Genomic DNA, 20,670 nt, shown 5'->3' with positions numbered 1-20,670 from the left:
GTGCTGATCAAGCAGCAAGCTTACGGCGGTTCGCCCGCATGAAGCTTGTTTTATTGACCAAATTCCCGCCTCGAACGCATTATAATTGCGCTAATAAAGTAAGTCACGGAGGTTTATTGCTCATGACGACACTGGATCGCACCGACCTGCGCCTGCTCGCCGTACTGCAGAGCGAGGGCCGCATCACCAACGCGGAACTGGCCGACCGGGTCAGCTTGTCGCCGTCGGCGTGCCTGCGCCGACTGCAGCGGCTGGAAGCGGACAAGATCATCACCGGCTACGCGGCGCAGATCGACCCGCAGGCGGTCGGCCTGGGCCTGCAGGCGTTCGTGCGGGTCCAGCTGACCAACCATGAGAGCGCGGCGATCGAGGGTTTCGTCGAGCACGTCAATGACTGGGAGGAAGTGGTCGCCTGCCACGCGCTGACCGGCGACATGGATTACCTGCTGCATGTCTACGTGGCCGACCTCAAGGACTTCTCGCGCTTCCTGCTCGATCATCTGCTGAACGCGTCAGGGGTCGCCGATGTCAACTCCAGCTTCGTGCTGCGCACGGTGAAACGATCGCCGTCGCTGCCGCTGACCCAGCTCGAACGTTGAGCGGCGCAGCCGCTTCAACTAACGCTAAACTAACCGACTGATGAGCATCGACACTGCCACTGTCTACGAACGCGACCCGCTGCGCCCGCTACGCTACATGTGGCGCGTACCGCTGCTGCTGCTGCACATCCTGCTGGGCATCCTGCTGTGTTCGCTGATGCTCAGCTGGAACCAGCACGTGGTGATGGAGAATGGCAAGGAACCCTTTGCGCACCGGATGATCCGCTGGTGGTCGACCCAATTGCTGCGCGTGTTCGGCATGCGTTCGGTGCGTTTCGGCGAGCCGCTGGCCGATCCGGTGCTGTTCGTCGCCAATCACACCTCGTGGATAGACATCGAGCTGCTGCACAGCCAGCGTGCCGCCTGCTTCGTGGCCAAGGCCGAGATTGCGCGCTGGCCGTTGGTGGGCTGGATGGCCGCGACCGGCGGCACCATTTTCCATCGTCGCGGCAGCAACCATTCGCTGTCCACGGTGATGCAGGTGATGGTCGAGCGGCTGCACGGCGGCCGTTCGGTGGCGGTGTTCCCGGAAGGCGGCACCGGCTACCACGGCGTGCTGAAGACATTCCACGCGCGCATCTTCCAGGCCGCGCTGGATGCCGGGGTGGCGGTGCAGCCGGTGGCGTTGCGCTTCGCCCGCGACGGCCGCCGCGTCATCGACACCGGCTTTCGCGAGGACGAGAGTTTCGTGCACAACATCGTGCGCCTGCTGGGCGAGGCGCCGGTGGATGCCGAAGTGCATTTCCTCACGCCGGTGCCGGCCAGTCCTGACGCGCGCCGGCGCATGGCCGAGCTGTCGCGCGAGCGCATCGGTGCGGCGCTGGAAGACCGGGCGGAATGAGCCTGCCGTACGGAAAGGACTTCCGTCCGCCCTGGCCGCTGCGCAGCGGCCACATCCAGACCATGCTTTCGTCCAGCGGCGTGCGCCGCATGCTGCTGCCGCGCGCCGCGCAAACGGTGACGCAAGGTGCCGAGCCAGTGGTGGTCGACGGTGGTGGCGGCGTGCGTCTCACCGGTGCCTACACCGCGCAGAGGGCCCGGCCGCAACCCCGCGGCCTGGCCATACTGTTTCATGGCTGGGAGGGCAGCGTCGATTCCACCTATGTGCTGCAGACCGGCAGCCGCCTGCTCGCCGACGGCTGGGACATCTTCCGCCTGAACTTCCGCGACCACGGCGACAGCTACAACCTCAACGAGGCGCTGTTCCACTCCTGCCGCATCGACGAGGTGGTGCACGCCCTCAGCGATATCGCGCAGCGCTGGCCGGCCCGCACCATCGCGCTGGCCGGCTTCTCGCTGGGCGGCAACTTCGCGTTGCGCGCCGCGATGCAGACCGCACGCGTCGGCATTCCGCTGAACTATGTGCTGGCGGTGTGCCCGATCATCGATCCCGGCGAAGGCCTGTTCTCGCTGGAAGAATCCGCGCCGTGGTTCTACCAGGCCTACTTCATGCGCAAGTGGCGGCACTCGCTGCAGGCCAAGCAGAAAGCGTTTCCGCAGCACCAGTATTTCGAGATGTCCGAGCTGAACCAGAACTTGCGCGGCCTCACCGAGGCGATGGTGCTGCGGCATACCGACTTTCCGTCGTTGCAGCAGTATCTGGACGGCTATTCGGTGGCAGGCGATGCCATGCAGGCGCTGCAGATCCCCGCCACCATCCTCACCGCCAAGGACGACCCGGTGATCCCGGTCGATGCCTTCGAGAAGCTGGAGCTGCCGCCGAACGTGGAGCTCGACATCGCCGACTACGGCGGCCACTGCGGTTTCATCCGCGGCTACGGCATGACCAGCTTCACCGACGACTACATTGCTGCGCGCTTCAACGCGATCGCAGACAGGGCCTGAGTGCGGTCAGAACACCGAGCCTGGCGTGCGCTGCCGCATCCAGCACGCGATGCTCATGCGCTCGCGCGTGGCCGGCAGTACCTCGTGTTCGAACTGCGCCGAGAGAAACAGCAGCAAGGTGCCGGCGTGCGGAAAGATGTCGCGCGAGGAGCCATCGGCCAGATGCAGCCGCAACGCGCCGCCGTCGGCCACCCGCCACGCGGGGTTGAGATAGAACACCGCCGACACCAACCGCGCATCGCTGTCGCGCAGGCGATCCAGATGCCGTGTGTAGCCGGCACCGGGCGGATACACCGCGTAGTGCGATTCGCATTCGACCAGCCCCAGCATCAGTTCGCGATTGAGCGTCACCCGCAACGCGTCGATGCGATCGGTGAACGCCTGCTGCGGCGCGCTCGGCGCATCGGCCTGGAACCAGTGCGTGCTGTCGCCCCGCAGTGGCGTGGCCGTACGCAATGCACCGACGCGCGCCGGCGTCAGCCGCTGCGCGTCGCGCAGCGCGAGGCACTCGTCGGCCAGCGCCTGCGTCTGCGCGGCCGAAAGAAAACCCGGCACCACGCACCAGCCTTCGTCGGCCAGTGCGGTGGCGATGTCGTGGAACTGCGGCGAGCGAGTATTCATCGGGCGCCAGTGTAGCGACGCACGACGGTGTCAGTGCTTGCGCAGCGGTTCGAGCAGCGACGACAAGCCGTTGTGGTCCAGTTCCAGCATCAGCGCCAGCAGCCGGCCCAGCTCGCCCTTCGGAAATCCCTTGCGCGCGAACCACGCGAGATACGCGCCGGGCAGGTCCGCGATCAGCCGGCCCTGATATTTGCCGTACGGCATGCGCACGCTCACCAGCTTGGGCAAGTCTTCCGCTTCCATTCTCGTCGTTCCCGCCGCGTCACTTCGCGAACAGCTGGGCGCGATCCGCGAACGCCTTGAACTCCAGCGCATTGCCGCAGGGATCGAGCAGGAACATGGTGGCCTGCTCGCCCGGCTGGCCCTTGAAACGGATATGTGGCGCGATCACGAAACGCGTGCCGGCCGCCTGCAACCGCTCGGCCAGTGCCTGCCACGCGTCCATCTCCAGCACCAGGCCGAAATGTCGCACCGGCACGTTGTCGCCGTCCACATCGTGCGCTGCTATGGCGCGTGTTTCCTCTGGCGCCAGATGCGCCACGATCTGGTGGCCGTGGAAATCGAAGTCGACCCAGCTGTCGCTGGAGCGGCCTTCGGGGCAACCGAGCAAGTCGCCGTAGAACGCGCGGGCGTTGGCCAGCGAGGTCACCGGGAAGGCGAGATGGAACGGCGGGAGTTCGTGCATGGTTCGATCCAGAAGCGGGGTGTGCGGCGCGGTGGCGGACAATGGCCAGGTAGCACCAGCATGGGGAGTTGCGGGCAACCAGTCCTTTACGGCTTCACGAACCGCAACGTCATCCGGTCCGACTCGCCGATCGCCTTCATCTTCGCGTGCTCGTCGTCCGGCCCGGCCAGATCCGGCGGCAGGCGGTGCACGTTGACGTCTTCCGGATCGGCGGGGTTGGCATTGATCTCCGACACGCCGGCCACGCGGAAGCCGGTCTTGAGCGCCAGCGCGATCATGTAATCCTCGGGCAGGCGGTGCAGCGCCTTGGCGCTGTCCACGGCATCGGCGAAGGGCTTGGCGCGGTGTTCGGTGACGCCGAACACGCCGCCGGGCTTGAGCACGTGGAACGCGGCCTGGAACACCGCATCGAGGGTGGCCGGACTGTGGTTGAGCCAGTCATGCGTGTTGCGGAAGGTGAGCACCATGTCGGCCGAATTGTCGGCGCCCAGGTTCACTTGATACGGCGGTGCGAACGGGACGATTTTCGCGATGTGTCCGTACACCGCCGGATCCGCCTTGAGCTTGGCACTGAATTTCGCCGACGTCGCCGGTGCGGCCTCGATCAGGTGGCCGTGCGCGTAGAGGAAGGGCGCGACGATCTCGGTGTACCAGCCGCCGCCGGGCGACAGTTCGACGACGGTCATGTCCGGCTTGATGCCGAAGAATTGCAAGGTCTCGACCGGATGGCGGTACTGGTCGCGCGCCCGGTTGGCGGGCGAGCGCCAGTGCCCGTTCACCGCCTGCTGCAGTGCCGTGGCGGTGCTGTCGGGTGCGGTGGCAGTAACGGCGCTGGCGGCGGCGGGGAGCAGCAACGCCACGAGCAGCGGGATGAGCAGCTTGCAGGTACGAGGAGACATGATGCGACCCTCCTGACGATGGGCGTCCAAGACTACGCCGAAACCGGGCGGCTATTCAGCTCGGTCGACAGGCCAGAATGGCTCCCGGCTTTAGAAATCCAGGGTGTCGACCGATTCCCGAGCCCGCTTAGCTGGCGAGCATGCTGCGGACGGCGGCTTCCAATGGTGGCAGATGCTGCTGCACGATAGCCTGAACCGTCTGGGCGTCGATGTCGCCCAGATAGTTGTGTACAAGAATATTGCGGAAGCCGCTGATCTGTTGCCAGGGAATGATCGGATAGGGCTTTTTGAGTTCATCGGGCAAACGTTGCGTGGTCTCGGACAGCGTCTGCAAATTGCGCAGGGTGGCGTCGTACAGCACTTCATCCTGAGTCAGGTCACCGCGTCGCTGGATACGTCGGATTTTCTCGACGGCGTCGAGGATATGTTGCGCATAGGCCCGCCATGCCTCGCTCACAGATCCACCGCCTCTCTCAGCACGGTGTCGCGCAGATGGCGATTGAGTTCATGTTCGGGAATGAGGTCGAGGCGTCGACCGGTGATTTCAGCCAGTCGTTCGGCGAGGGGCAGGCGCTGGGCGAACAAGTCATAGCCCCGCGGGAAATCGATCAGAAAATCGATATCGCTGTCCGGGCGTTCCTCACCTCGGGCCACCGAACCGAATACGCGAATTCGACGCGCGCCATACTGACGGCATGCGGCATGAATGGAATCTCTTTGTGCTTGCAACAGATCAAGCAGCATGGGCGTGGCCTCGCGGCGCGATGGCGCGCCGATGTGCGATTCGGGTTCCGCACGTAGTGTAGCCCCGGCTCCATGCCGCGAGCAGACCGGGCTTCAACCGGCCGCCGCGCATCGCCCCTGTGCCCACACTTGCGGTGTCTCTCAACCTGCTCGCGCATCGGTACCCGTATCAGCCGGGTTTGCTTCATCACCTGAAGCAGGGTTGCCTGTTACGGCGGCACACCGAAGCCGCCGGCGAACTCACGGCCTGTCCCATACCAGCTCCGGCAGCACGGGCGTCTGCAGCGCCCGGACGGCTTGCAGGCGCTGCGCCGGAAGCCCCAGCGCGACGAGCATGGTCGGCGCCAGCTGGGTGGTGCTGACCGGCATCGTCAGGCTCTGGCCGCGCCGCGGCAGCTGCGGGTTGCTGAGCAGCAAGGCTACGTGCGTGTCGTCATCGTCGAAGCCGCCATGCTCGGCCAGCTTGCGATCGTCGGACTTGCCGTAGATGAATCCCGGCTGCGGTATCACCACCAGGTCGGGGGTGCGCGAGTCGTTGCCGCCCGCGCCGAAATAGCGGGCCGCATCGGCACCGGCGATGACCTTGCGGATGCCCAGCGATGCGGGGGCGGCGCGCAGTGCGGCGGCCACGCGCGCGGCTTCGGTGCGATCGTGCAGCCACACCAGCGCGCCCTGATCGGCGGTGAGTTGCGCCAGCCCGTGCGGCGCGGCGGCGGCGACGGCTTGTGCCAGCGCCTTCTTCTCGACGTGCCGCAACAGGCGCTGGTCGATCGGCGCGTTGCCGTGCTTGGCGGTCACCACGAACAGGGTCGAGTCGAGCAGCCCGCGCTGCTGCAGCGCCTGCCGCATGCGGCCGAGCAAAGTGTCGCAGTGGGCCAGCGCATCCGTCAGCCCTGGCGTGGGCGCACCGCGGGCGTCGACATAGCCGGCCAGCTTCTGGGCTACGTTGACCGCCTGCATGTTCATGCCGAACAGGGCCGGTACCGGCGCACGCGCGGCATGATCGTGGGTCCAGCCATCGATCTGGTTCAGCAGCGCGTCGGCCTTCAGGCTGTCGTAGTGTTCAGTACGCTGGATCGAGCCGGTGATGTGATCCTGCGGCGCTGCCGTGCTGCCCTCGTAGTCGCCGCCGATCTCCGGCGTGTACAAGTCGTCGATGCCGTGGCCGTCCGGGCCGTCGAGGATCTCGTAGACGGGGTGCTTGTCGATCCACGCCGTATGCCCGCCGGCGTCGTGCACGACGTTGAAAACGGTGTTGGTGCGCAAGTAGTCGTGCGGGTACACCGGCGCGCATGATCCCGGCCGGTGCGGCAGCCGTGCGGGATCGAGCGTGCGCCGGTCGCGGCCGTCGGCGGCTTCGTCGAAGGCCACCCGGGTGCCCTGCCGGCCAAGCTTGCAATCGGCCTCCGAGCCGGCCAGATCGCGGTCGTAGCTGACGTCGAAATACACGCCGGTGACCGCCGGCGTGCCGCCGGTCATCATGCCGAGCAGGCCGGGAAAGGAGTCCGCAGGCACGGTGGCGTGCGCATCGGCGTACCGCACGCCGTCGGCGGCCAGGGTTGCCAGCGCCGAGTGCGGATGCGCCGCCAGATAATGTTGCAGGTCGGTCGCGTGCAGGCCGTCGATGCTGATCACCAGCACGTGGCGGATCGCGGGTCCGCGGCCCGCGGCGTGTGCCGGCGCAGCCAGCCACAGGATCGCGCCGACGGCAGCCAGCGCGGCAAGCAGGTCTTTCATCGAGGTAATCCGTCGGGTGCGTGCGGGCGCAAGGTCGCCGCGCGATCTGCCGTGGGAGCAGATCGCACGGCGGGGCGCACTCAGAGGTGAGCCGATACGTCGAGCTCGAAGCTGCGCTCGGGGATCGTCCAGTACAGCGGGTTGTTGTCCTGGCTGGTGTAGCCGGCCAGCGCATAGATCGACTTGTTGTCGCCCAGGTTGGCGACCTTGAAGGTCACCTCGACATCCTTCATTGCCTGCAGCGGATGCATGAATGCATAGCTGGCGGCAAAGTCCGCGCTGGCATAGCCGCCCAAACGCTGGGTCTGGCCGCTATCGCCGTAGCGCACGCCCACGTACTTGTCGATCAGCGACAGCGACCACGGACCGCTGTCGAACAACAGGCCGAGCGCGGCGGTGCGGTTGGGCGCGTTGGGCAGCCACTCGTTCGTGCCCTTCACCTTGGCGTCGTTGAGCGAGGCGTTCGCGTACACGCTGAAGCCGTCGGCGATGGCTACCGTCGCCTCGCCCTCGACGCCTTTGTAGATGGCGCCGCCGGCGTTGTAGTACTGGGTGACGGTGCCGATCTTGCGGCTCTCGATCTTGTTGTTGAAATCGATGTGGTAGGCATCGAACGAGAGAGTCAGGCCGTCGCTGTTCCATGCCGTGCCGATCTGCTCGTTGGTGGTTCCCTCCGGCTTGACCTGGTTGGCCGCGGGATCGGCCGTGTAGAACGTGTTGAGATTGGGCGCCAGGAAACCCTTGGCCCACTGCGCGTAGGCGCTCCAGTGGTCGCTCAGCCCATAATGCATGTCCACCGACGGCAGCGCCCGTGTCCAGGTCTGCGCGTAGTGGATCGGCAGGCCGGTCTTCTGGTTCACCTGCGCATCCAGCGTGCGGCGGAAGTTCACGTATTTCGCGCCGCCGGTGATGTCGAGTTTGTCGGTGGCATGCCACTCGTACTCGGCGTACGTCTGCATGTCGGTGAGGCTGTCGTTCATCAGGCGATCGATCGCGGCGCTGGTCGGCACGGCGTTGAGCGCGCCGCCGTTGCTCCAGTCGATTTCATACTGCAGGCGGTGGTTGGTCTGGCGATCGGCCCAGCCGCCGAGGTGGATCTCGCCCGGACCAAGGTCGTGGCTCAGGCGCAGGATGTCGCCGACCGAGCGATAGTCCATGCGCATGCGCTGGCCCGGCACGTCGTTCGGCCCGTAGACGGTGCCGTTGGGCTGCTCGCCGTTGGGATCGGAACCGTTGTAACCCTTGTGACGATAGCCATAGGTGTACAGCTTGTCGCCGATGTTCCAGCCGTCCCACCGGGTTTCCAGATCCAGGTATTCGAAGTCGGTGGTGATCTTGTCGAAGTTGTAACCGTAGAAGGACTGGCTGGTGGGGTCGGCACTGAGGCCGTAGTCGGGACCGTACTGCTCGATCTGCGCCCGCGTGGCGCCCAGCGACACATTCTGGTGCAGCCGGGTGAGGTTGCTGGCGAAGGTCAGCGTGGTGTTCTCGCCCAGCGGCTGCACGATCTTGGTGAAGAAGTTCTGCCGATCCAGCGCCGCGTTGGTCAGGTAGCCATCCGAGCTGAGGTTCTTGGCGCTGAAGTAGGCGGTGGTGCCGCCGTACTGGTTCATCGTGCCGGTATCGAAGCGCAGGCCTTCGACCTGGGTGTTGAAGCTGCCCACGCTGAAAAACGGGTTGATCCCCATCACCGGCTCGGGGTCCTTCGAGTCCACCGACAGCGTGCCGCCGAAGGTGGCGTTGCCCAGCGTGCGCGCGCTGCCGGGGCCGCGGTCGATGGTGACCTGGCCGATATCCTGCGGCATGAAGTACGAAGTCGAATGCTGGGTGAAGTCGTTCGAATCGCCCCACGGAATGCCGTCGAAAGTGACGTTGTACTCGCCGTTCTGGAAACCGCGCACCGACAGCCCCTGCGACTCCATCAGGCCCGGGCCGTTCGGATCGACGTCGGACACGCTGGGCGCGATCTTCACGATATCGCTGTAGTTGGCCGTCGAGGCGGCCACGTTCTCGATGTAGCGACTGCCGATGATCGACTGCGGCTCGGTCGCCACCAGCGAGGCCTGGGACGGCGCCTGATCGCCGGTTGTCTCGGTGCCCGCCTTCACCTCCACTTTCTTCAGCTGCACGATGCGCGTGTTGCTGCCCATGGTGCCGGTCGTGGTGGTGGGCGGTGTCGCGGCAGCGGCGTCGGCGACATCGGCGGCCGATGCCGCGCCGGCCGGCAACAGGCCGGCGGTCATCAGGCCCAGGGCGGTGGCTACGGCGGTAGCGAGCATGGAGCGTCGCGCTGCATGAGGGCGGTTCATTGGAGGTTCCTTGGGAGGTGGCGAAAGACGTGCCGCACAAGCGGTCAAGTTTTCGGCCCGCACAAGTCAGAACCGTTACCGTTGCGTGTCCAAGTCGCCGGCGAATTGTTGCTGCCGGGTTACATGTGGCCCTGGGCGCGAAAGCGGTCTCGTTTGTCGACTCGAGCACCGCCGGCCCGATTCCGGCTCAGTCGGCGGCTACGCAGCGGCCGGCGGCCCATGTCCTCAGCTGCTCGACCTGCTCGTGCATCAGTACCGATAACGGCCGCGTCTGTTTCAGCGCATCGAGCAGCGTCGCCTGATCCGGCGGCGCGCCGCTGCCCGCCGCATCGTAGAGCGAGCTGACGATGGTCTGCTCGATCTCGGCGCCGGAGAAACCCTCGCTGCCGCTGGCGAGCGCCGGCAGGTCGAAGCCGGCGGGATCGAGCTTGCGACGGACGAGGTGCATCGCGAAGATCTCGCTGCGTACCGAAGCCCGCGGCAGGTCGACGAAGAAGATCTCGTCGAAGCGGCCCTTGCGCAGCAGTTCGGCGGGCAGCTCATGCACCGCGTTGGCGGTGGCGACCACGAACACCTTGGCCTTGCGCTCGGCCATCCAGGTCAGCAGGTAGCCGAGCACGCGGCGCGACACGCCGCCGTCATCGCCGCCGCCGGCGAGGCCTTTCTCGAGCTCGTCGATCCACAGCACGCACGGCGCCAGCAGCTCGGTGCTGGCCAGCGCGTCGCGCAGGTTCTTCTCGGTCTCGCCCTGGTATTTGTTGTACAGCGTGCCGAAGTCCAGCCGCACCAGCGGCACGCCGAAGCCGCCGGCGATGGCTTTCGCCGCGAGGCTCTTGCCGCAGCCCTGCACGCCGAGCAGCAGCACGCCCCTGGGTGGATCGAGCATCGGCGTGGCGGACGGATCGAGGAACACCGCGCGCCGGCGCTGCACCCACTCGCGCACGCGGCTGACGCCGGCGATGTCGGCGAAGCTGGCGGTGGCGTATTCGTAGTGCAGCAGGCCGGAGTGGTTGAGCAGTTCGAACTTCGCCTGCATCAGCTCGGGCAGGTCCTGCGGACCGAGCGCACCGTCGTTGTAGATCAGCTTGCGCACGATGCGCCGCGCATCCGGCGCGGACAGGCCGAGCAGGTTGCGCACGATGGTGCGCGCCGCGTCGTTGTCCACTTCGATCCTGCGGCCTTGCTCGCGCTGCCAGGCCGCTGCTTCGCCGCGCATGATGCCGGCCAGTTCCTTGATGTCGGGCAGCGACAGCGGCACGCGCAAGGCCAGCGCTTCGAGCTCCTCGGGCAACTCGATCCTGGCGCCGACCAGCACGATGGTGTGCGCGGCCGAGCGTTGCCGCTGCACGATCTCGCGCATCTGGCGCAGGCTCATCGCGTAGCGCAGCAGGCCGTGGAAATCGAACATCAGGTAGATGCCGCGCTCGCCCTGCGCGCGGATCGCGTCCAGCGTGGCGGTGGCGTCCGGCGCGATCTCGCCGTCGAGCTGGGCAAAGTCGAGCCGGCTCAGGCCGTCCGTCAGCGTCCAGCGCCACAGCGGATGCAGCGCCCGCGCGATCACGTGGCGGAAACACTCGATGACGCGCTGCTCGTCCACCGTCTCGATCACCAGCAGCGGCGTGGCTGCGCGCACCAGCGTGGTGAGATCGTCCAACTCGCTCATGTCGTCCCCTTGCGAAGGACATCACGTTAGCAGAGCGGCCATGCTTCCCGCTTCACGTCTGCGGTTATACGCTGGGCGCTCCCCAGGTCGAGGAGAGTCGCCATGCGCTTGCTGCTGTCGTTGTTGCTGGCTGTTTCGTCGCTGCCGGTGGCAGCCGCGCCGCAGCTGGACAAGCTGAGCCTGCCGAAGGGTTTCCATATCGCGGTGTATTCCGATCAGGTGCCGAATGCGCGCGAGATAGCACTGGGTGCCAAGGGCACAGTGTTCGTCGGTTCCAACGACGCCGGCAAGGTCTATGCGCTGACCGACACGAACGGCGACGGCCATGCCGACAAGGTCCGCGTGATCGCCAGCGGGCTGGAGCTGCCGGTGGGCGTGGCGTTCAAGAACGGCGACTTGTACGTGTCCGCGGTGAGCCGTATCTACGTGCTGCGCGATATCGAGCAGCATCTGGATAATCCGCCGAAGCCCGTTGTGGTCACCGACAAGCTGCCCCGCGAAACCGCTCACGGCTGGAGGTTCATCGCATTTGGCCCGGACGGCAAGCTGTACGTGCCGATCGGCGCGCCGTGCAATATCTGCGATCCGGGTCCGGCCCACGCCAAGCTGACCCGCATGAATGCGGACGGCACCGACATCGAGGACGTGGCGCGAGGCATCCGCAACACGGTCGGTTTCGACTGGCAGCCCGGTACCGGACACCTGTGGTTCACCGACAACGGCCGCGATCTGATGGGCGACGACATGCCCAGCGACGAGTTGAATGAGATCGCCCGCCCCGGCGAACACTTCGGCTATCCATACTGCCACCAGGGCGACACGCTTGATCCCGAGTTCGGCAAGGGCAAGAGCTGCAAGGACTACGTACCGCCGGTGCTGAAGCTGGGCGCACATGTGGCCTCGCTGGGCATGCGCTTCTACGAGGGCAAGCAGTTTCCGCCCAGCTACAGGGGCGCGATCATCATCGCCGAGCACGGCTCGTGGAACCGCACCAGGAAATCCGGCTACCGTGTGATGTCGGTGCGCCTGAAAGGCAACAAGGTGCTGTCGTACGAGCCGCTGGTCACCGGCTTCGAACAGAACGAAAGCGCCTGGGGCCGCCCCGCCGACGTGCAGCCGCTGCCGGATGGCAGCGTGCTGGTCAGCGATGATCTGGCTGGAGCGGTGTACCGGGTGACGTACAAGCCATGAGCCCGTCCATGTCATTCCTGTGTTGCTGCGAAGTGCGATGACCAGCTTCGCTATTGTGAAGCGATTCCGGCCTTTGCCGGAATGACGACCGTGGGATGATATTCGCGGGGGTCGCTCTTTTTTCGTCATTCCGGCGAAGGCCGGAGGAGCTTTTCCCCACGAGAGTCAATGCCATGGACAGGCGACAACCCTGCGTCTACATACTGGCAAGCAAGAAGAACGGTGTTCTCTACATTGGTGTTACCAGCGACTTGGCCAAACGCAGCTGGCAGCACAAGAACGATGTGGTGGAGGGCTTTACCAACCGCTAAGGCGTGCATACGTTGGTGTGGTACGAGCTTCACCCAATGATGGAGTCAGCGATCCTGCGCGAGAAGTCGCTCAAAGGTTGGAAGCGTGCCTGGAAGATACGACTGATCGAAAGTGAGAACCCCGAATGGGGCGATCTGTATCCAACTATTCTGTAGTGGTCAGTGACGCTGTTGAACCGAAATGCGATTCCTGCCTTCGCAGGAATGACGAGATTTGAAGTTAGACGGAGACAGTCATGCAACTACGCAGCGACAATTTCGAAAACGGTCGGCCGATTCCCGCCGAGTTCGCTTTCGGCAAGCAGGCGCGGCCGTTTGCGCTATCGGACAATCGCAGCCCGCACCTGGCGTGGAAGGAGGCGCCGTCGGCTACCCGGTCGTTCGTGCTCACCTGCGTCGACCCCGACGTGCCTAGCAGCGGCGACGACGTGAACAAGGAAGGCCGCACGGTGCCGGCGGATCTGCCGCGGGTGGATTTCGTGCATTGGCTGATGGCGAATATCCCGGCCGAATGCGGCGAGCTCGCCGCCGGTGCCTGCAGCGACGAAATCACGCCGCGCGGCAAGCGCGAGCCGTTCGGACCGCCCGGCAGCGTGCAAGGTGTGAACGATTACACCGGCTGGTTTGCGGGCGACCCCGAGATGGACGGCGAGTATCTCGGCTACGACGGACCGTGTCCGCCATGGAACGACTCGCTGCTGCATCACTATCACTTCAAGCTGTATGCGCTCGACGTGGCATCGCTGCGATTGGTCAAGGGCTTTTCGCTGATCGAACTGCGCGCGGCGATGGTCGGCCACGTGCTGGACGAGGCCGAGCTGATCGGCACCTACAGCCTCAATCCGGCGGTATCGGGCTGAGCAAACGTCGGCTTCGCGTGCATGGCGACGCCGGCTCTCTTCACGCTCGCATGGCACGGGCTGTGGGTGAATGGTGCACGCGGCCGCCCTGCCGCGTGCTGCCTTTCATCGACAAAGAGGATGCCCCGATGCTCCATTACGCCCTGGTTTTTCTGGTCATCGCAATTATTGCCGCCGTTCTGGGTTTTGGCGGCATCGCCGGCGCCGCCGCCGGCATCGCCAAGATCCTGTTCATCATCTTTCTGATCCTGGCGATCATCGCGTTTTTCCGTCGCGCCAGTTGATGGTCGTATGCTGAAGCCGATCGCGCCATAGTGATTCCTTTCAGGAGCAAGACATGAACAAGCAGGTAGAGAACCCCGAACCGATCGCCGCCAGCCGCATCGATGAGCGCGCCGAGCGGATCAAGCAGGCCACCTCGAATGTCGTGGCCAGCACCAAGGAAACCGTGGAGCGCGCGGCCGACCAGGTCGAGGAAGGCCTGCATCGCGCCACCGACAAGGCGGCCGACGCCGCCAATCGCGCGACCGACAAGGCGGCCGAAATCGGCGAGCGCGGCCGCGAGGTCTACGACCAGACGATGGATCGCGCGGACGCCTGGCTGGAACAGGCGCGCGACTACGTGCGCGAGAAACCGGTGCAGTCGGTGGCCATCGCGCTAGGCGCCGGCTGGCTGCTTGGCCGCATCCTGCGACGTTGAGCCATACGATGGCGGAGCTAAGGAATGCACGACGAGGGTGAACTACCCCGCGAAGCGGCGGCGCCGGATCCGGCGCCGTCGTCGTCTGGGCTGCTGGCCGAGATCGGTCAGCTCGGCCGCGCGGTCAAGCGACTGTTCGGCGCGCAGCTGCATCTGCTGGCGGCGGAACTGGGGCTGGCACGCAGCGCGGTGTCGTGGATGCTGCTGGCGGCCCTGGCCGCGACGGTGGCCGGTGTCGGCTTCGGGCTGACCGTGCTGGGCCTGCTCGGCGTCGTGCTGGCGGCATGGTTCGGCTCGTGGATCTGGGCGTTGCTGACGCTGGCCGTGCTGCAGGTGCTGTTTCTGTCCGGTTCGATCCTGCTGTTCCGCCGCTGCATGCACTGGATGAGCCTGCCGGTCACGCGCAGCGAATGGAATGCGATGATGCGCGACACCTTGCGCAAGGCCGAGACCGAGATCGAGGCGGAGAGCAGGCGGGGCAACGAGGAGGAAGGGCGGCCGTGAGCGTTTTCGATCAGTTCGCAAAAGTGCAGGCCGCGCAGTTGCGCGTGAGTGCGGCGCGGCAGGCGTTGAGTACGCCCGCGGGGGCGCTGCTGGCGCGGGGGCATGCGTATCCGTTGACCACGGTGGGCGCGGCGGCCGGCGCCGGTTTCGTGCTGGGCAGCCTCGACGTGCATCCGCTGCGGGTGCCGGGCGTGGGTCCCCTGCTCAGCGGCGGGTTGGCCGATGCGGTGGCGTTTGGCACGCGCCTGATCGCCGAGCTGGGCGCGGCGGGCCTCGCCGGCGCCGGACGGGACACGCGCGCACCCGATACGGAAGATGGCGGACGCTCATGAGCGAGCCGGCACCGCTCCATACGGACATCGCCGGCGGCGACAGCGTCGGGCCGTCGATGCCGATCGGAGAGGCCGCGCCCAGCGAAGCTGAGCCCGGGGAAGCCGAGCCACGCTATCCGCCGCGACAGCTGGCGCGCGGATTGCAGACGACACGCGGGATACGTCGGCATCTGCGGGCGGTTCGCGTACTGTTGAACGTGATGCTGTTTCTGGCGCTGATGTACACCATCACCCTGACCAAGGCACTGCTGATCCCGCTGGTGCTGGCGGCTTTCCTCGGGCTGGCGCTGAATCCCATCGTCGCCGCCGGCGCGCGTTTACACCTGCCGCGCTGGCTGACTGCCAGTGTGCTGATGATCGGCCTGATCGTCGGTATCGGCAGCGGTGTCGGTCTGCTGGCGCAGCCGGCGATCGGCTGGTTTCATGGCGCACCGGCGGCGATCAGGAGTTTTGTGCCGAAATTCAGGCACCTCACCCAGCCACTGGAGGCGGCCAATCGCGCCACCCAGACCCTGGTCAACGGCAACAATTTCACCCACGCGGAGACGACCGGCCAACCCGCGCCCATGTCGATCAGTGCCTGGGACGTGGTCTCGACCACGCCGAAGGTGCTGGCCGCGGTACTCAGCGTGCTGCTGCTGGTGTTTTTTTTCCTGATCTACGGCGACACCATGCTGCGCCGGCTGGTGGAGATCACGCCCGGCTTCGCCTACAAGCGACACGCGGTGACGATCGTGCGCGGCATTCAGACCGAAGTGTCGCGTTACCTGCTCACTGCGCTGCTGATCAACGCCAGCCTGGGCGCGCTCACCTCGGGCATGCTGTGGCTGTACAAGGTGCCCGATCCGCTGCTGTGGGGCGCGGTGGCGATGTTCGCCAACTTCATTCCCTACGTCGGCGCGATCGTCACCACCGCGCTGCTGGCCGTGGTGAGCATGCTGTATGCGAAGGACGCGAACCTCGGCGTGTTCCTGCCGGCGCTGACCTTCGCCGGCATCACCGCGGTGGAAGGCAACCTGGTCACGCCGATGATCCAGGGCGCCAGCATGCGGCTGAGCCCGATCGCGATCCTGCTGTGGCTGCTGGTATGGGGCTGGCTGTGGGGCATTCCCGGCGCGCTGCTGGCGGTGCCGATGCTGACCTGCACCAAGCTGATCGCCCAGCGCGTGCCCAGCTGGCACTGGTTCGCGGTGATCGTGCAGCGCTAGGGATGCTCTGATCCATTCTACGCAGGCGGCATCGCATCGAGCAGGATGTACTCGCGCTGGCGCGCCGCGATGCGCCCCAGCTGACCGGATACCAGGATCACCGGCCGCTCGACCATCAGTTCGTCGCTGACTACCACGCCGGCCCTGAAGGTGGTGTAGCCGTACCAGTGCGAGCGGCCGGGCTGCACGGTGACCGAATACGAGTGACCGTCGCGCACCAGTATGGTCTCGAGTGGATCGTCGAGATAGGCGCCGTCACCATCACCCTCGCGTTTCAGCGTCACGCTGTGGCTGACGGGATCCAGTGCAATCACTGTCACCGTCTGTCTTCCTGGCGTGCCCAGTTCCCACGGCGCAGCGATGTCTGCGATCCAGCTCTGGCCGACCCGCAGCGTGCCCGGAGGCCTGCCCCACAGGCGTGGATTCCAGGCCAGTCCGCTGGCGTCGGTGTTCGGCGTGCACTTGCCGTCGAAGCAGGAGGTGGCACCGTCGTCGCGGAATTCGACGATGCCGTCGCCCGGCGGTCGGCCGTCGTAGTGATAGTCGATCCGCAGACGCGGATGCGCCGCCGCGCCGGTGATGCTGTGGTAGATGGCGGAGCCGCTGACCCGCCGCACGCTGCCGTCGAAACCCGCGGCGTCGAAGGCGATCGCGCGCGAGAACACGTCGGCATAGAGCGCGCCGTCGCGGAACGCGGGGGTCAGATAAGCGGCGGCGGATTCCGCGCCAAGCGCCTGCGCGGAAGTGGCGGCGAACACCATCAGCAGCGCCACGATCGGTGATTTCATGCAAGTTCCTCGGTGGGGCTCAGGACGCGTTGGCCGGGTGCGGGCCGTGCGCCGGCGCGATGCCGTGGGCACGCAGCACATCCGAGATATCAAAGCGCCACAGGTTGCGTGAACCGTTGAGCGGCGATTGCAGGCGCCGCTGCAGCGTGGTCGTGTTGTCGCGTGGCTTCGGGAAGTGCATTTCATCGCGGCGCGCGCTGGATATGTACAGTTCGCCGAACGCGGACCCCAGCGACGGTGCGTTCTCCAGCGCGGGGCTGTTGACGCCGTCGCCCAGATGTTGCGGCTTGCCCCAACTGCCGTCGGCCTGACGGAATGCGATGTAGATGTCGGCACTGCCCAATGTATCGCCCTCGTTGCCGGCATAGACCAGAAAGCGACCCTGCGCGTCCACGGCCGGGTCCATGCGGCTGTGCGCGAGGTCGCCCAGTTCCACGCGCTGCGGTGACGTGTAGCCGTGCGCGCGGCGGTGGGCCACGTAGATCTGGTAGGCCTTGCCCGAGTCGGCGCGATGCGCGGAGAAATAGATGTCGCCGTTGGCTGCCACCGACGGGTTGTAGATCATCGCGCCGTCGTTGAATGCGCCGTCGATGTGCACCGGCGGGCCCCATGCACCGTCTGGCTGCCGCTCCACGTACCAGAGGTTGGTGCCGGCGAATTTCCGTTCGCCCATCTGCGCCACCACCGGCGCATCGCCCGGATGCGGCGGACGATTGGAAACGAAGTACAAGCGCTTGCCGTCAGGCGACAGCGTCGGCTCGGAGTCGTGCCACCGGCCGGAGAACGTGGCCACCTGCGCTGTCGACCAGTGATCGCCGCTGCGCCGGGAGGCCATGATGGTGTCGTCCGCCTCGGCAAAATCCGAGCGCATGAAATACAGCGTATGGCCGTCCGGCGTCAGCGCGGCCGAGGTTTCCTGCAAGCCGGTGGAGATGACGCCGGGGCCTACCAGTTCGCCGCCGGTCGCCGGTACGGCGGCCGATGCGGCGTACGTTGCCGCGATGCAGACGGCCAGGGCGAGGTTTCGCAAATTCACTGAAATCTCCTGAAGAGTGGGGGCCGCAAAGGGTGTGGCGGCACGCCGGCCGGGGCGAAATCACATCGCGCGATGTGCATCCAGCCAGGGAGCCAGCGACACGCTCCAGATGTGGTTGTTGCCGTTGTCCCAGACGCGCATGCGCTCAAGGTCGGTGCGTGCCTGCGCGGAGGAGCGCGGGTAGTGCACCTTCGTCGTGTAGTTGCTGGTGAAGTACAAGGTGCGGGCGTCCGGGCTCAGGTGCGAACCCCACGGTTCGTAGCGGTTCACCGCATCGCCGAGGTCGACCGGTGCGCTCCAGCCATCGCCCTGGCGGAAGGCGATGTACAGCCGGTCGGGCTTGTCCTTGCCGGCGTAGTTGGCGTCGAACACGATGAACGACTGGTCCGGCGCGATCGCCGGGTCCAGCTCGTGCGCGGCCGGATCGCCCAACGCGAGCCGCTGCGGCGGCTGGTAGTGGCCGTCGCGGTAGGCCGTGCGATAAAGATGAAACTGGTGCCCGGGCTCGTCCATCCGCTGGTAGTACACTTCGCCGTTGGCCGCCACGCTGGGCGCGTAGATGTGGGGGGCATCGTTCACCGCGTCGGGCAGCCGCACCGGGGCGCCCCAGCCAATGCCGCTGCGGTCGACCCGCCACAGGTGGCCGCCGTGCAGCGCCGGCCCGCCGGGCACGTCGGCGCGGTTTGAGGTGTACACCAGGAACGAGCCGTCCGGAGCCATCGCCGGATCGTGGTCCAGCCACTGCCCGGAAAACGACGCGATCCGTGGCGTCGACCAGCCGCTGTCGACGCGGTGCGATTCCATGATGAAGCCGTTCCATCCGGCCTGCTGGTCGAAGAACACGGTGGCGCCATCGGGCGTGAAGGTCAGGCAATCCACGCCCGCGGGACCGGAGATCGTGCCGGGGGCGAAGATCTCAGTTGGGGTGGGTGCCGTGTCGGCGGCGCGGACGACGGTGGTGCCGGACAGGGTCAGCGCGAGGAGGCTGCAGGCGAACAGGGTGCGCGGGCGCTGGGGCATGCGTGTTGCTCGACGGGACGGTGGTGCGGTCGAGTCTGCGCGGGGACGGCGGCGCATAGCTGCCGCTTTGTGATGAGTGGGTATTCGCTGTGATCAGCGGTTGTTCGGGCGGGACAATCGGTTCGTGCTCAGCGTCGGGGCATCCCGATGCAGCGAGCGCTGCCGACGAGGCCCTTGTAGAAGCCTGCTAGCGGACGATGCTCTGTCGCTTCGTCGCCCTGCTTGGCCAATTCAAATCGAAGAGCTTTCGTCTGCCTGCGGCAGCCGAGTTACTTTTCTCTTTGCGTGGCCAAAGAGAAAGATAACCAAAGAGAAGGGCCACCCCGCTTGGCGCTCGCCGCCGCACAGGGTCTCGGTAGAGCAGCGGGCCATCCTGGCCCGCACACGGTGCGCTACCGCCGCACGGTTGCGAGAGCAAACTGTGGACAGTATTGGACGGCTATTCGATATTAGGACATGTCTGATATCGGCCGATTCTGTTGAAAAGCTTCGCCTTAACGAATGGACGTCCAAATTTTGGATCGCGGCGGTCGTGACAATTCAATTCTGTACAAATTTGCTTATTCAGGCGGACAGAAAGCGATTGTCGCGGCCGGATTTTCTCGCTTCGATCAAGCTCAAATTTTCAAAGCGATTTTTTCAACACTATCGACCAAGCAGCCATTCAACGCCTGATCTCAACCGCCGGTAGCCTGCGTAGCGGGATGACGGTTGGCTGCAGCGATTTGTCGGGCTGCATCCTCGTTTCTTGCTATCGAGTTGCAAATTGGATAGTCCGGCAACTCCATCTCATCATGAAGGTAACGCCCCATGTCTCGACCGAAGCGGCGTCAGGCGCGACGGCGAGCAGCGAAGCCCAGCAGGCCGATCATGATGACGCCCAAGCCAAGCATAGCAAGCGAGCCAGGTTCAGGCACGACCCGAGTCGGTAACGCGCCGGCATAGACGAACATATCAATCCCCGGGCCGCTACTGTCGTTGAGCGGCTGGTAAGTCCCAAACCCATAGGTATCGGCGTACTGGAAGTTAAGCGTGTAGATGTCACCGAGCGTGGTCGAGGTCGACTGCGTGATCGCGTCGTAGGCCCCGACCGCGCCATCGAAATAACAGTTGCCGCCCAGCGGACCGCAACCGGAGAGCACCCGGCCGCCAGCTGCGGCCCCGAAGGTATTCAGATAGGTCCAGCCGGGGGGCGCAGACGCACCCAAGCCTAGCGAGAAATCGCCGTTGGTCAGGAGGTTCCCACTGCTCGTGGTCGAATCGACCAGGACGACGTTGGCAAGTTCGAGGAATGCAGGATCCTCGCGGAAGGCAAACGAAAGACTGGTGGTGGTGCCGGTGGGGGTGAAATTAATTGTGGCCGTCTGATAGGCCCTACTGATCGTCTGGCCGGTGAGAGAGTAAATCACGTTTCCCGACGGCGGCGACTGGTTCAGTGTTGCCTGGGCGCGCCCAGCGAGTCCGATCAAGCCCATTGTCGCCAGAAGAAAGAACCTGATTAGCGTCGAACCTCAGTGAAGAAAATTACTCGCCAAGCGCAGCATCGGCTCCGGGCAAGGCTTGCAGAGCACCATCGCGCGCGTCAGCCGCGGCAGCAGGTCGTGCAGTCGAAACCGGC

Annotated in this window: 23 protein-coding genes and 1 pseudogene; 11 read left to right on the top strand and 13 right to left on the bottom strand. The window is 65.6% G+C overall.

What is annotated here, in order from left to right; genetic code table 11:
- Positions 1-122 precede the first annotated feature (122 nt).
- The 3 genes from ACFPPB_RS10125 to ACFPPB_RS10115 are packed head-to-tail and all read left to right on the top strand — an operon-like array spanning position 123 to position 2,444.
- Positions 123-599 (top strand): Lrp/AsnC family transcriptional regulator, encoded by a 477-nt coding sequence (locus ACFPPB_RS10125; protein WP_377326656.1) that lies wholly within the window; start codon positions 123-125, stop codon positions 597-599.
- A 40-nt stretch (positions 600-639) separates the two neighbouring features.
- On the top strand, positions 640-1,440 hold the full coding sequence (locus ACFPPB_RS10120; RefSeq protein WP_377326654.1) for a lysophospholipid acyltransferase family protein: 801 nt from the start codon (positions 640-642) through the stop codon (positions 1,438-1,440).
- A complete protein-coding gene (locus ACFPPB_RS10115) occupies positions 1,437-2,444 on the top strand; it encodes a YheT family hydrolase (protein WP_377326652.1) in 1,008 nt (335 codons plus the stop codon). Before ACFPPB_RS10120 ends, ACFPPB_RS10115 begins: the two co-directional genes overlap by 4 nt.
- Before the next feature lie 6 nt (positions 2,445-2,450).
- On the opposite strand, the gene ACFPPB_RS10110 is transcribed toward ACFPPB_RS10115, so the two are convergent.
- From ACFPPB_RS10110 to ACFPPB_RS10070, 9 genes are all read right to left on the bottom strand, one after another.
- Positions 2,451-3,065, bottom strand: a complete 615-nt coding sequence (locus ACFPPB_RS10110; RefSeq protein ID WP_377326650.1) for a 2OG-Fe(II) oxygenase — start codon at positions 3,063-3,065, stop codon at positions 2,451-2,453.
- A 30-nt stretch (positions 3,066-3,095) separates the two neighbouring features.
- The gene (locus ACFPPB_RS10105; RefSeq protein WP_377326648.1) at positions 3,096-3,308 is read right to left on the bottom strand and encodes a DUF3820 family protein; all 213 of its coding nucleotides are present in this window, start codon (positions 3,306-3,308) and stop codon (positions 3,096-3,098) included.
- Positions 3,309-3,327: 19 nt separating this feature from the next.
- The gene (locus ACFPPB_RS10100; RefSeq protein WP_377326646.1) at positions 3,328-3,750 is read right to left on the bottom strand and encodes a VOC family protein; all 423 of its coding nucleotides are present in this window, start codon (positions 3,748-3,750) and stop codon (positions 3,328-3,330) included.
- 86 nt (positions 3,751-3,836) lie between these two features.
- Entirely contained in the window at positions 3,837-4,649 is an 813-nt protein-coding gene (locus ACFPPB_RS10095) for a class I SAM-dependent methyltransferase (RefSeq protein ID WP_377326644.1), read from the bottom strand.
- 127 nt (positions 4,650-4,776) lie between these two features.
- Positions 4,777-5,106, bottom strand: coding sequence for a HepT-like ribonuclease domain-containing protein (locus tag ACFPPB_RS10090; protein ID WP_377326642.1), 330 nt, complete (start codon positions 5,104-5,106; stop codon positions 4,777-4,779).
- Positions 5,103-5,393 carry a nucleotidyltransferase family protein gene (locus ACFPPB_RS10085; RefSeq protein ID WP_377326640.1) on the bottom strand — a complete coding sequence of 97 codons (291 nt, stop codon included), beginning with the start codon at positions 5,391-5,393 and terminating at the stop codon, positions 5,103-5,105. The genes ACFPPB_RS10090 and ACFPPB_RS10085 overlap by 4 nt, the downstream gene beginning before the upstream one ends.
- A 240-nt stretch (positions 5,394-5,633) precedes the next feature.
- Positions 5,634-7,130 (bottom strand): alkaline phosphatase family protein, encoded by a 1,497-nt coding sequence (locus ACFPPB_RS10080; protein WP_377326638.1) that lies wholly within the window; start codon positions 7,128-7,130, stop codon positions 5,634-5,636.
- Between the two features lie 80 nt (positions 7,131-7,210).
- Positions 7,211-9,439 carry a TonB-dependent receptor gene (locus tag ACFPPB_RS10075; RefSeq protein WP_377326636.1) on the bottom strand — a complete coding sequence of 743 codons (2,229 nt, stop codon included), beginning with the start codon at positions 9,437-9,439 and terminating at the stop codon, positions 7,211-7,213.
- 187 nt (positions 9,440-9,626) lie between these two features.
- Positions 9,627-11,102 carry an AAA family ATPase gene (locus ACFPPB_RS10070; protein ID WP_377326634.1) on the bottom strand — a complete coding sequence of 492 codons (1,476 nt, stop codon included), beginning with the start codon at positions 11,100-11,102 and terminating at the stop codon, positions 9,627-9,629.
- A gap of 102 nt (positions 11,103-11,204) precedes the next feature.
- On the opposite strand from ACFPPB_RS10070, the gene ACFPPB_RS10065 reads away from it, so the two are divergent.
- From ACFPPB_RS10065 to ACFPPB_RS10030, 8 genes and pseudogenes are all read left to right on the top strand, one after another.
- Entirely contained in the window at positions 11,205-12,293 is a 1,089-nt protein-coding gene (locus tag ACFPPB_RS10065) for a PQQ-dependent sugar dehydrogenase (RefSeq protein WP_377326632.1), read from the top strand.
- Positions 12,294-12,466: 173 nt separating this feature from the next.
- Positions 12,467-12,760, top strand: a pseudogene (locus ACFPPB_RS10060) (GIY-YIG nuclease family protein).
- An 80-nt stretch (positions 12,761-12,840) separates the two neighbouring features.
- Entirely contained in the window at positions 12,841-13,464 is a 624-nt protein-coding gene (locus tag ACFPPB_RS10055; RefSeq protein WP_377326631.1) for a YbhB/YbcL family Raf kinase inhibitor-like protein, read from the top strand.
- A gap of 128 nt (positions 13,465-13,592) precedes the next feature.
- On the top strand, positions 13,593-13,748 hold the full coding sequence (locus ACFPPB_RS10050; RefSeq protein ID WP_008439533.1) for a DUF1328 family protein: 156 nt from the start codon (positions 13,593-13,595) through the stop codon (positions 13,746-13,748).
- Positions 13,749-13,801: 53 nt separating this feature from the next.
- Complete coding sequence (locus ACFPPB_RS10045) at positions 13,802-14,164, top strand: ElaB/YgaM/YqjD family protein (protein WP_377326630.1); 363 nt, start codon at positions 13,802-13,804, stop codon at positions 14,162-14,164.
- Positions 14,165-14,188: 24 nt separating this feature from the next.
- On the top strand, positions 14,189-14,668 hold the full coding sequence (locus ACFPPB_RS10040; RefSeq protein ID WP_377326629.1) for an ABC transporter ATP-binding protein: 480 nt from the start codon (positions 14,189-14,191) through the stop codon (positions 14,666-14,668).
- Positions 14,665-15,000, top strand: a complete 336-nt coding sequence (locus ACFPPB_RS10035; protein WP_377326628.1) for a hypothetical protein — start codon at positions 14,665-14,667, stop codon at positions 14,998-15,000. The genes ACFPPB_RS10040 and ACFPPB_RS10035 overlap by 4 nt, the downstream gene beginning before the upstream one ends.
- The gene (locus ACFPPB_RS10030) at positions 14,997-16,208 is read left to right on the top strand and encodes an AI-2E family transporter (RefSeq protein ID WP_377326627.1); all 1,212 of its coding nucleotides are present in this window, start codon (positions 14,997-14,999) and stop codon (positions 16,206-16,208) included. The genes ACFPPB_RS10035 and ACFPPB_RS10030 overlap by 4 nt, the downstream gene beginning before the upstream one ends.
- 17 nt (positions 16,209-16,225) lie before the next feature.
- Here ACFPPB_RS10030 and ACFPPB_RS10025 read toward each other — a convergent pair whose 3' ends face one another.
- The 4 genes from ACFPPB_RS10025 to ACFPPB_RS10010 all read right to left on the bottom strand — a co-directional run bounded on the left by ACFPPB_RS10025 (position 16,226) and on the right by ACFPPB_RS10010 (position 20,521).
- Positions 16,226-16,996 (bottom strand): hypothetical protein, encoded by a 771-nt coding sequence (locus tag ACFPPB_RS10025; protein WP_377326626.1) that lies wholly within the window; start codon positions 16,994-16,996, stop codon positions 16,226-16,228.
- A 19-nt stretch (positions 16,997-17,015) separates the two neighbouring features.
- The gene (locus ACFPPB_RS10020; RefSeq protein ID WP_377326625.1) at positions 17,016-18,032 is read right to left on the bottom strand and encodes a TolB-like translocation protein; all 1,017 of its coding nucleotides are present in this window, start codon (positions 18,030-18,032) and stop codon (positions 17,016-17,018) included.
- Positions 18,033-18,092: 60 nt separating this feature from the next.
- Positions 18,093-19,052: a TolB family protein gene (locus ACFPPB_RS10015; RefSeq protein ID WP_377326624.1), complete on the bottom strand. Its 960-nt coding sequence runs from the start codon at positions 19,050-19,052 to the stop codon at positions 18,093-18,095.
- Between the two features lie 830 nt (positions 19,053-19,882).
- A complete protein-coding gene (locus ACFPPB_RS10010; RefSeq protein WP_377326623.1) occupies positions 19,883-20,521 on the bottom strand; it encodes a PEP-CTERM sorting domain-containing protein in 639 nt (212 codons plus the stop codon).
- Positions 20,522-20,670: the final 149 nt, after the last annotated feature.

Source organism: Rhodanobacter terrae (assembly GCF_042657005.1).
Taxonomy (GTDB): domain Bacteria; phylum Pseudomonadota; class Gammaproteobacteria; order Xanthomonadales; family Rhodanobacteraceae; genus Rhodanobacter; species Rhodanobacter terrae.
Note: the sequence above shows the minus strand (reverse complement) of the source record. Positions and strands in the feature narration are given on the sequence as shown.

Bases quoted from the DNA above. Each gene is read 5' to 3' on its own strand.
- ACFPPB_RS10030 (WP_377326627.1), top strand. From the start codon at position 14,997: ATGAGCGAGCCGGCACCGCTCCATACGGACATCGCCGGCGGCGACAGC.
- ACFPPB_RS10050 (WP_008439533.1), top strand. From the start codon at position 13,593: ATGCTCCATTACGCCCTGGTTTTTCTGGTCATCGCAATTATTGCCGCC.
- ACFPPB_RS10040 (WP_377326629.1), top strand. From the start codon at position 14,189: ATGCACGACGAGGGTGAACTACCCCGCGAAGCGGCGGCGCCGGATCCG.
- ACFPPB_RS10015 (WP_377326624.1), bottom strand. From the start codon at position 19,052: ATGCCCCAGCGCCCGCGCACCCTGTTCGCCTGCAGCCTCCTCGCGCTG.
- ACFPPB_RS10115 (WP_377326652.1), top strand. From the start codon at position 1,437: ATGAGCCTGCCGTACGGAAAGGACTTCCGTCCGCCCTGGCCGCTGCGC.
- ACFPPB_RS10080 (WP_377326638.1), bottom strand. From the start codon at position 7,130: ATGAAAGACCTGCTTGCCGCGCTGGCTGCCGTCGGCGCGATCCTGTGG.
- ACFPPB_RS10100 (WP_377326646.1), bottom strand. From the start codon at position 3,750: ATGCACGAACTCCCGCCGTTCCATCTCGCCTTCCCGGTGACCTCGCTG.
- ACFPPB_RS10045 (WP_377326630.1), top strand. From the start codon at position 13,802: ATGAACAAGCAGGTAGAGAACCCCGAACCGATCGCCGCCAGCCGCATC.
- ACFPPB_RS10125 (WP_377326656.1), top strand. From the start codon at position 123: ATGACGACACTGGATCGCACCGACCTGCGCCTGCTCGCCGTACTGCAG.
- ACFPPB_RS10055 (WP_377326631.1), top strand. From the start codon at position 12,841: ATGCAACTACGCAGCGACAATTTCGAAAACGGTCGGCCGATTCCCGCC.
- ACFPPB_RS10070 (WP_377326634.1), bottom strand. From the start codon at position 11,102: ATGAGCGAGTTGGACGATCTCACCACGCTGGTGCGCGCAGCCACGCCG.
- ACFPPB_RS10110 (WP_377326650.1), bottom strand. From the start codon at position 3,065: ATGAATACTCGCTCGCCGCAGTTCCACGACATCGCCACCGCACTGGCC.
- ACFPPB_RS10065 (WP_377326632.1), top strand. From the start codon at position 11,205: ATGCGCTTGCTGCTGTCGTTGTTGCTGGCTGTTTCGTCGCTGCCGGTG.
- ACFPPB_RS10095 (WP_377326644.1), bottom strand. From the start codon at position 4,649: ATGTCTCCTCGTACCTGCAAGCTGCTCATCCCGCTGCTCGTGGCGTTG.
- ACFPPB_RS10085 (WP_377326640.1), bottom strand. From the start codon at position 5,393: ATGCTGCTTGATCTGTTGCAAGCACAAAGAGATTCCATTCATGCCGCA.
- ACFPPB_RS10105 (WP_377326648.1), bottom strand. From the start codon at position 3,308: ATGGAAGCGGAAGACTTGCCCAAGCTGGTGAGCGTGCGCATGCCGTAC.
- ACFPPB_RS10120 (WP_377326654.1), top strand. From the start codon at position 640: ATGAGCATCGACACTGCCACTGTCTACGAACGCGACCCGCTGCGCCCG.
- ACFPPB_RS10025 (WP_377326626.1), bottom strand. From the start codon at position 16,996: ATGAAATCACCGATCGTGGCGCTGCTGATGGTGTTCGCCGCCACTTCC.
- ACFPPB_RS10075 (WP_377326636.1), bottom strand. From the start codon at position 9,439: ATGAACCGCCCTCATGCAGCGCGACGCTCCATGCTCGCTACCGCCGTA.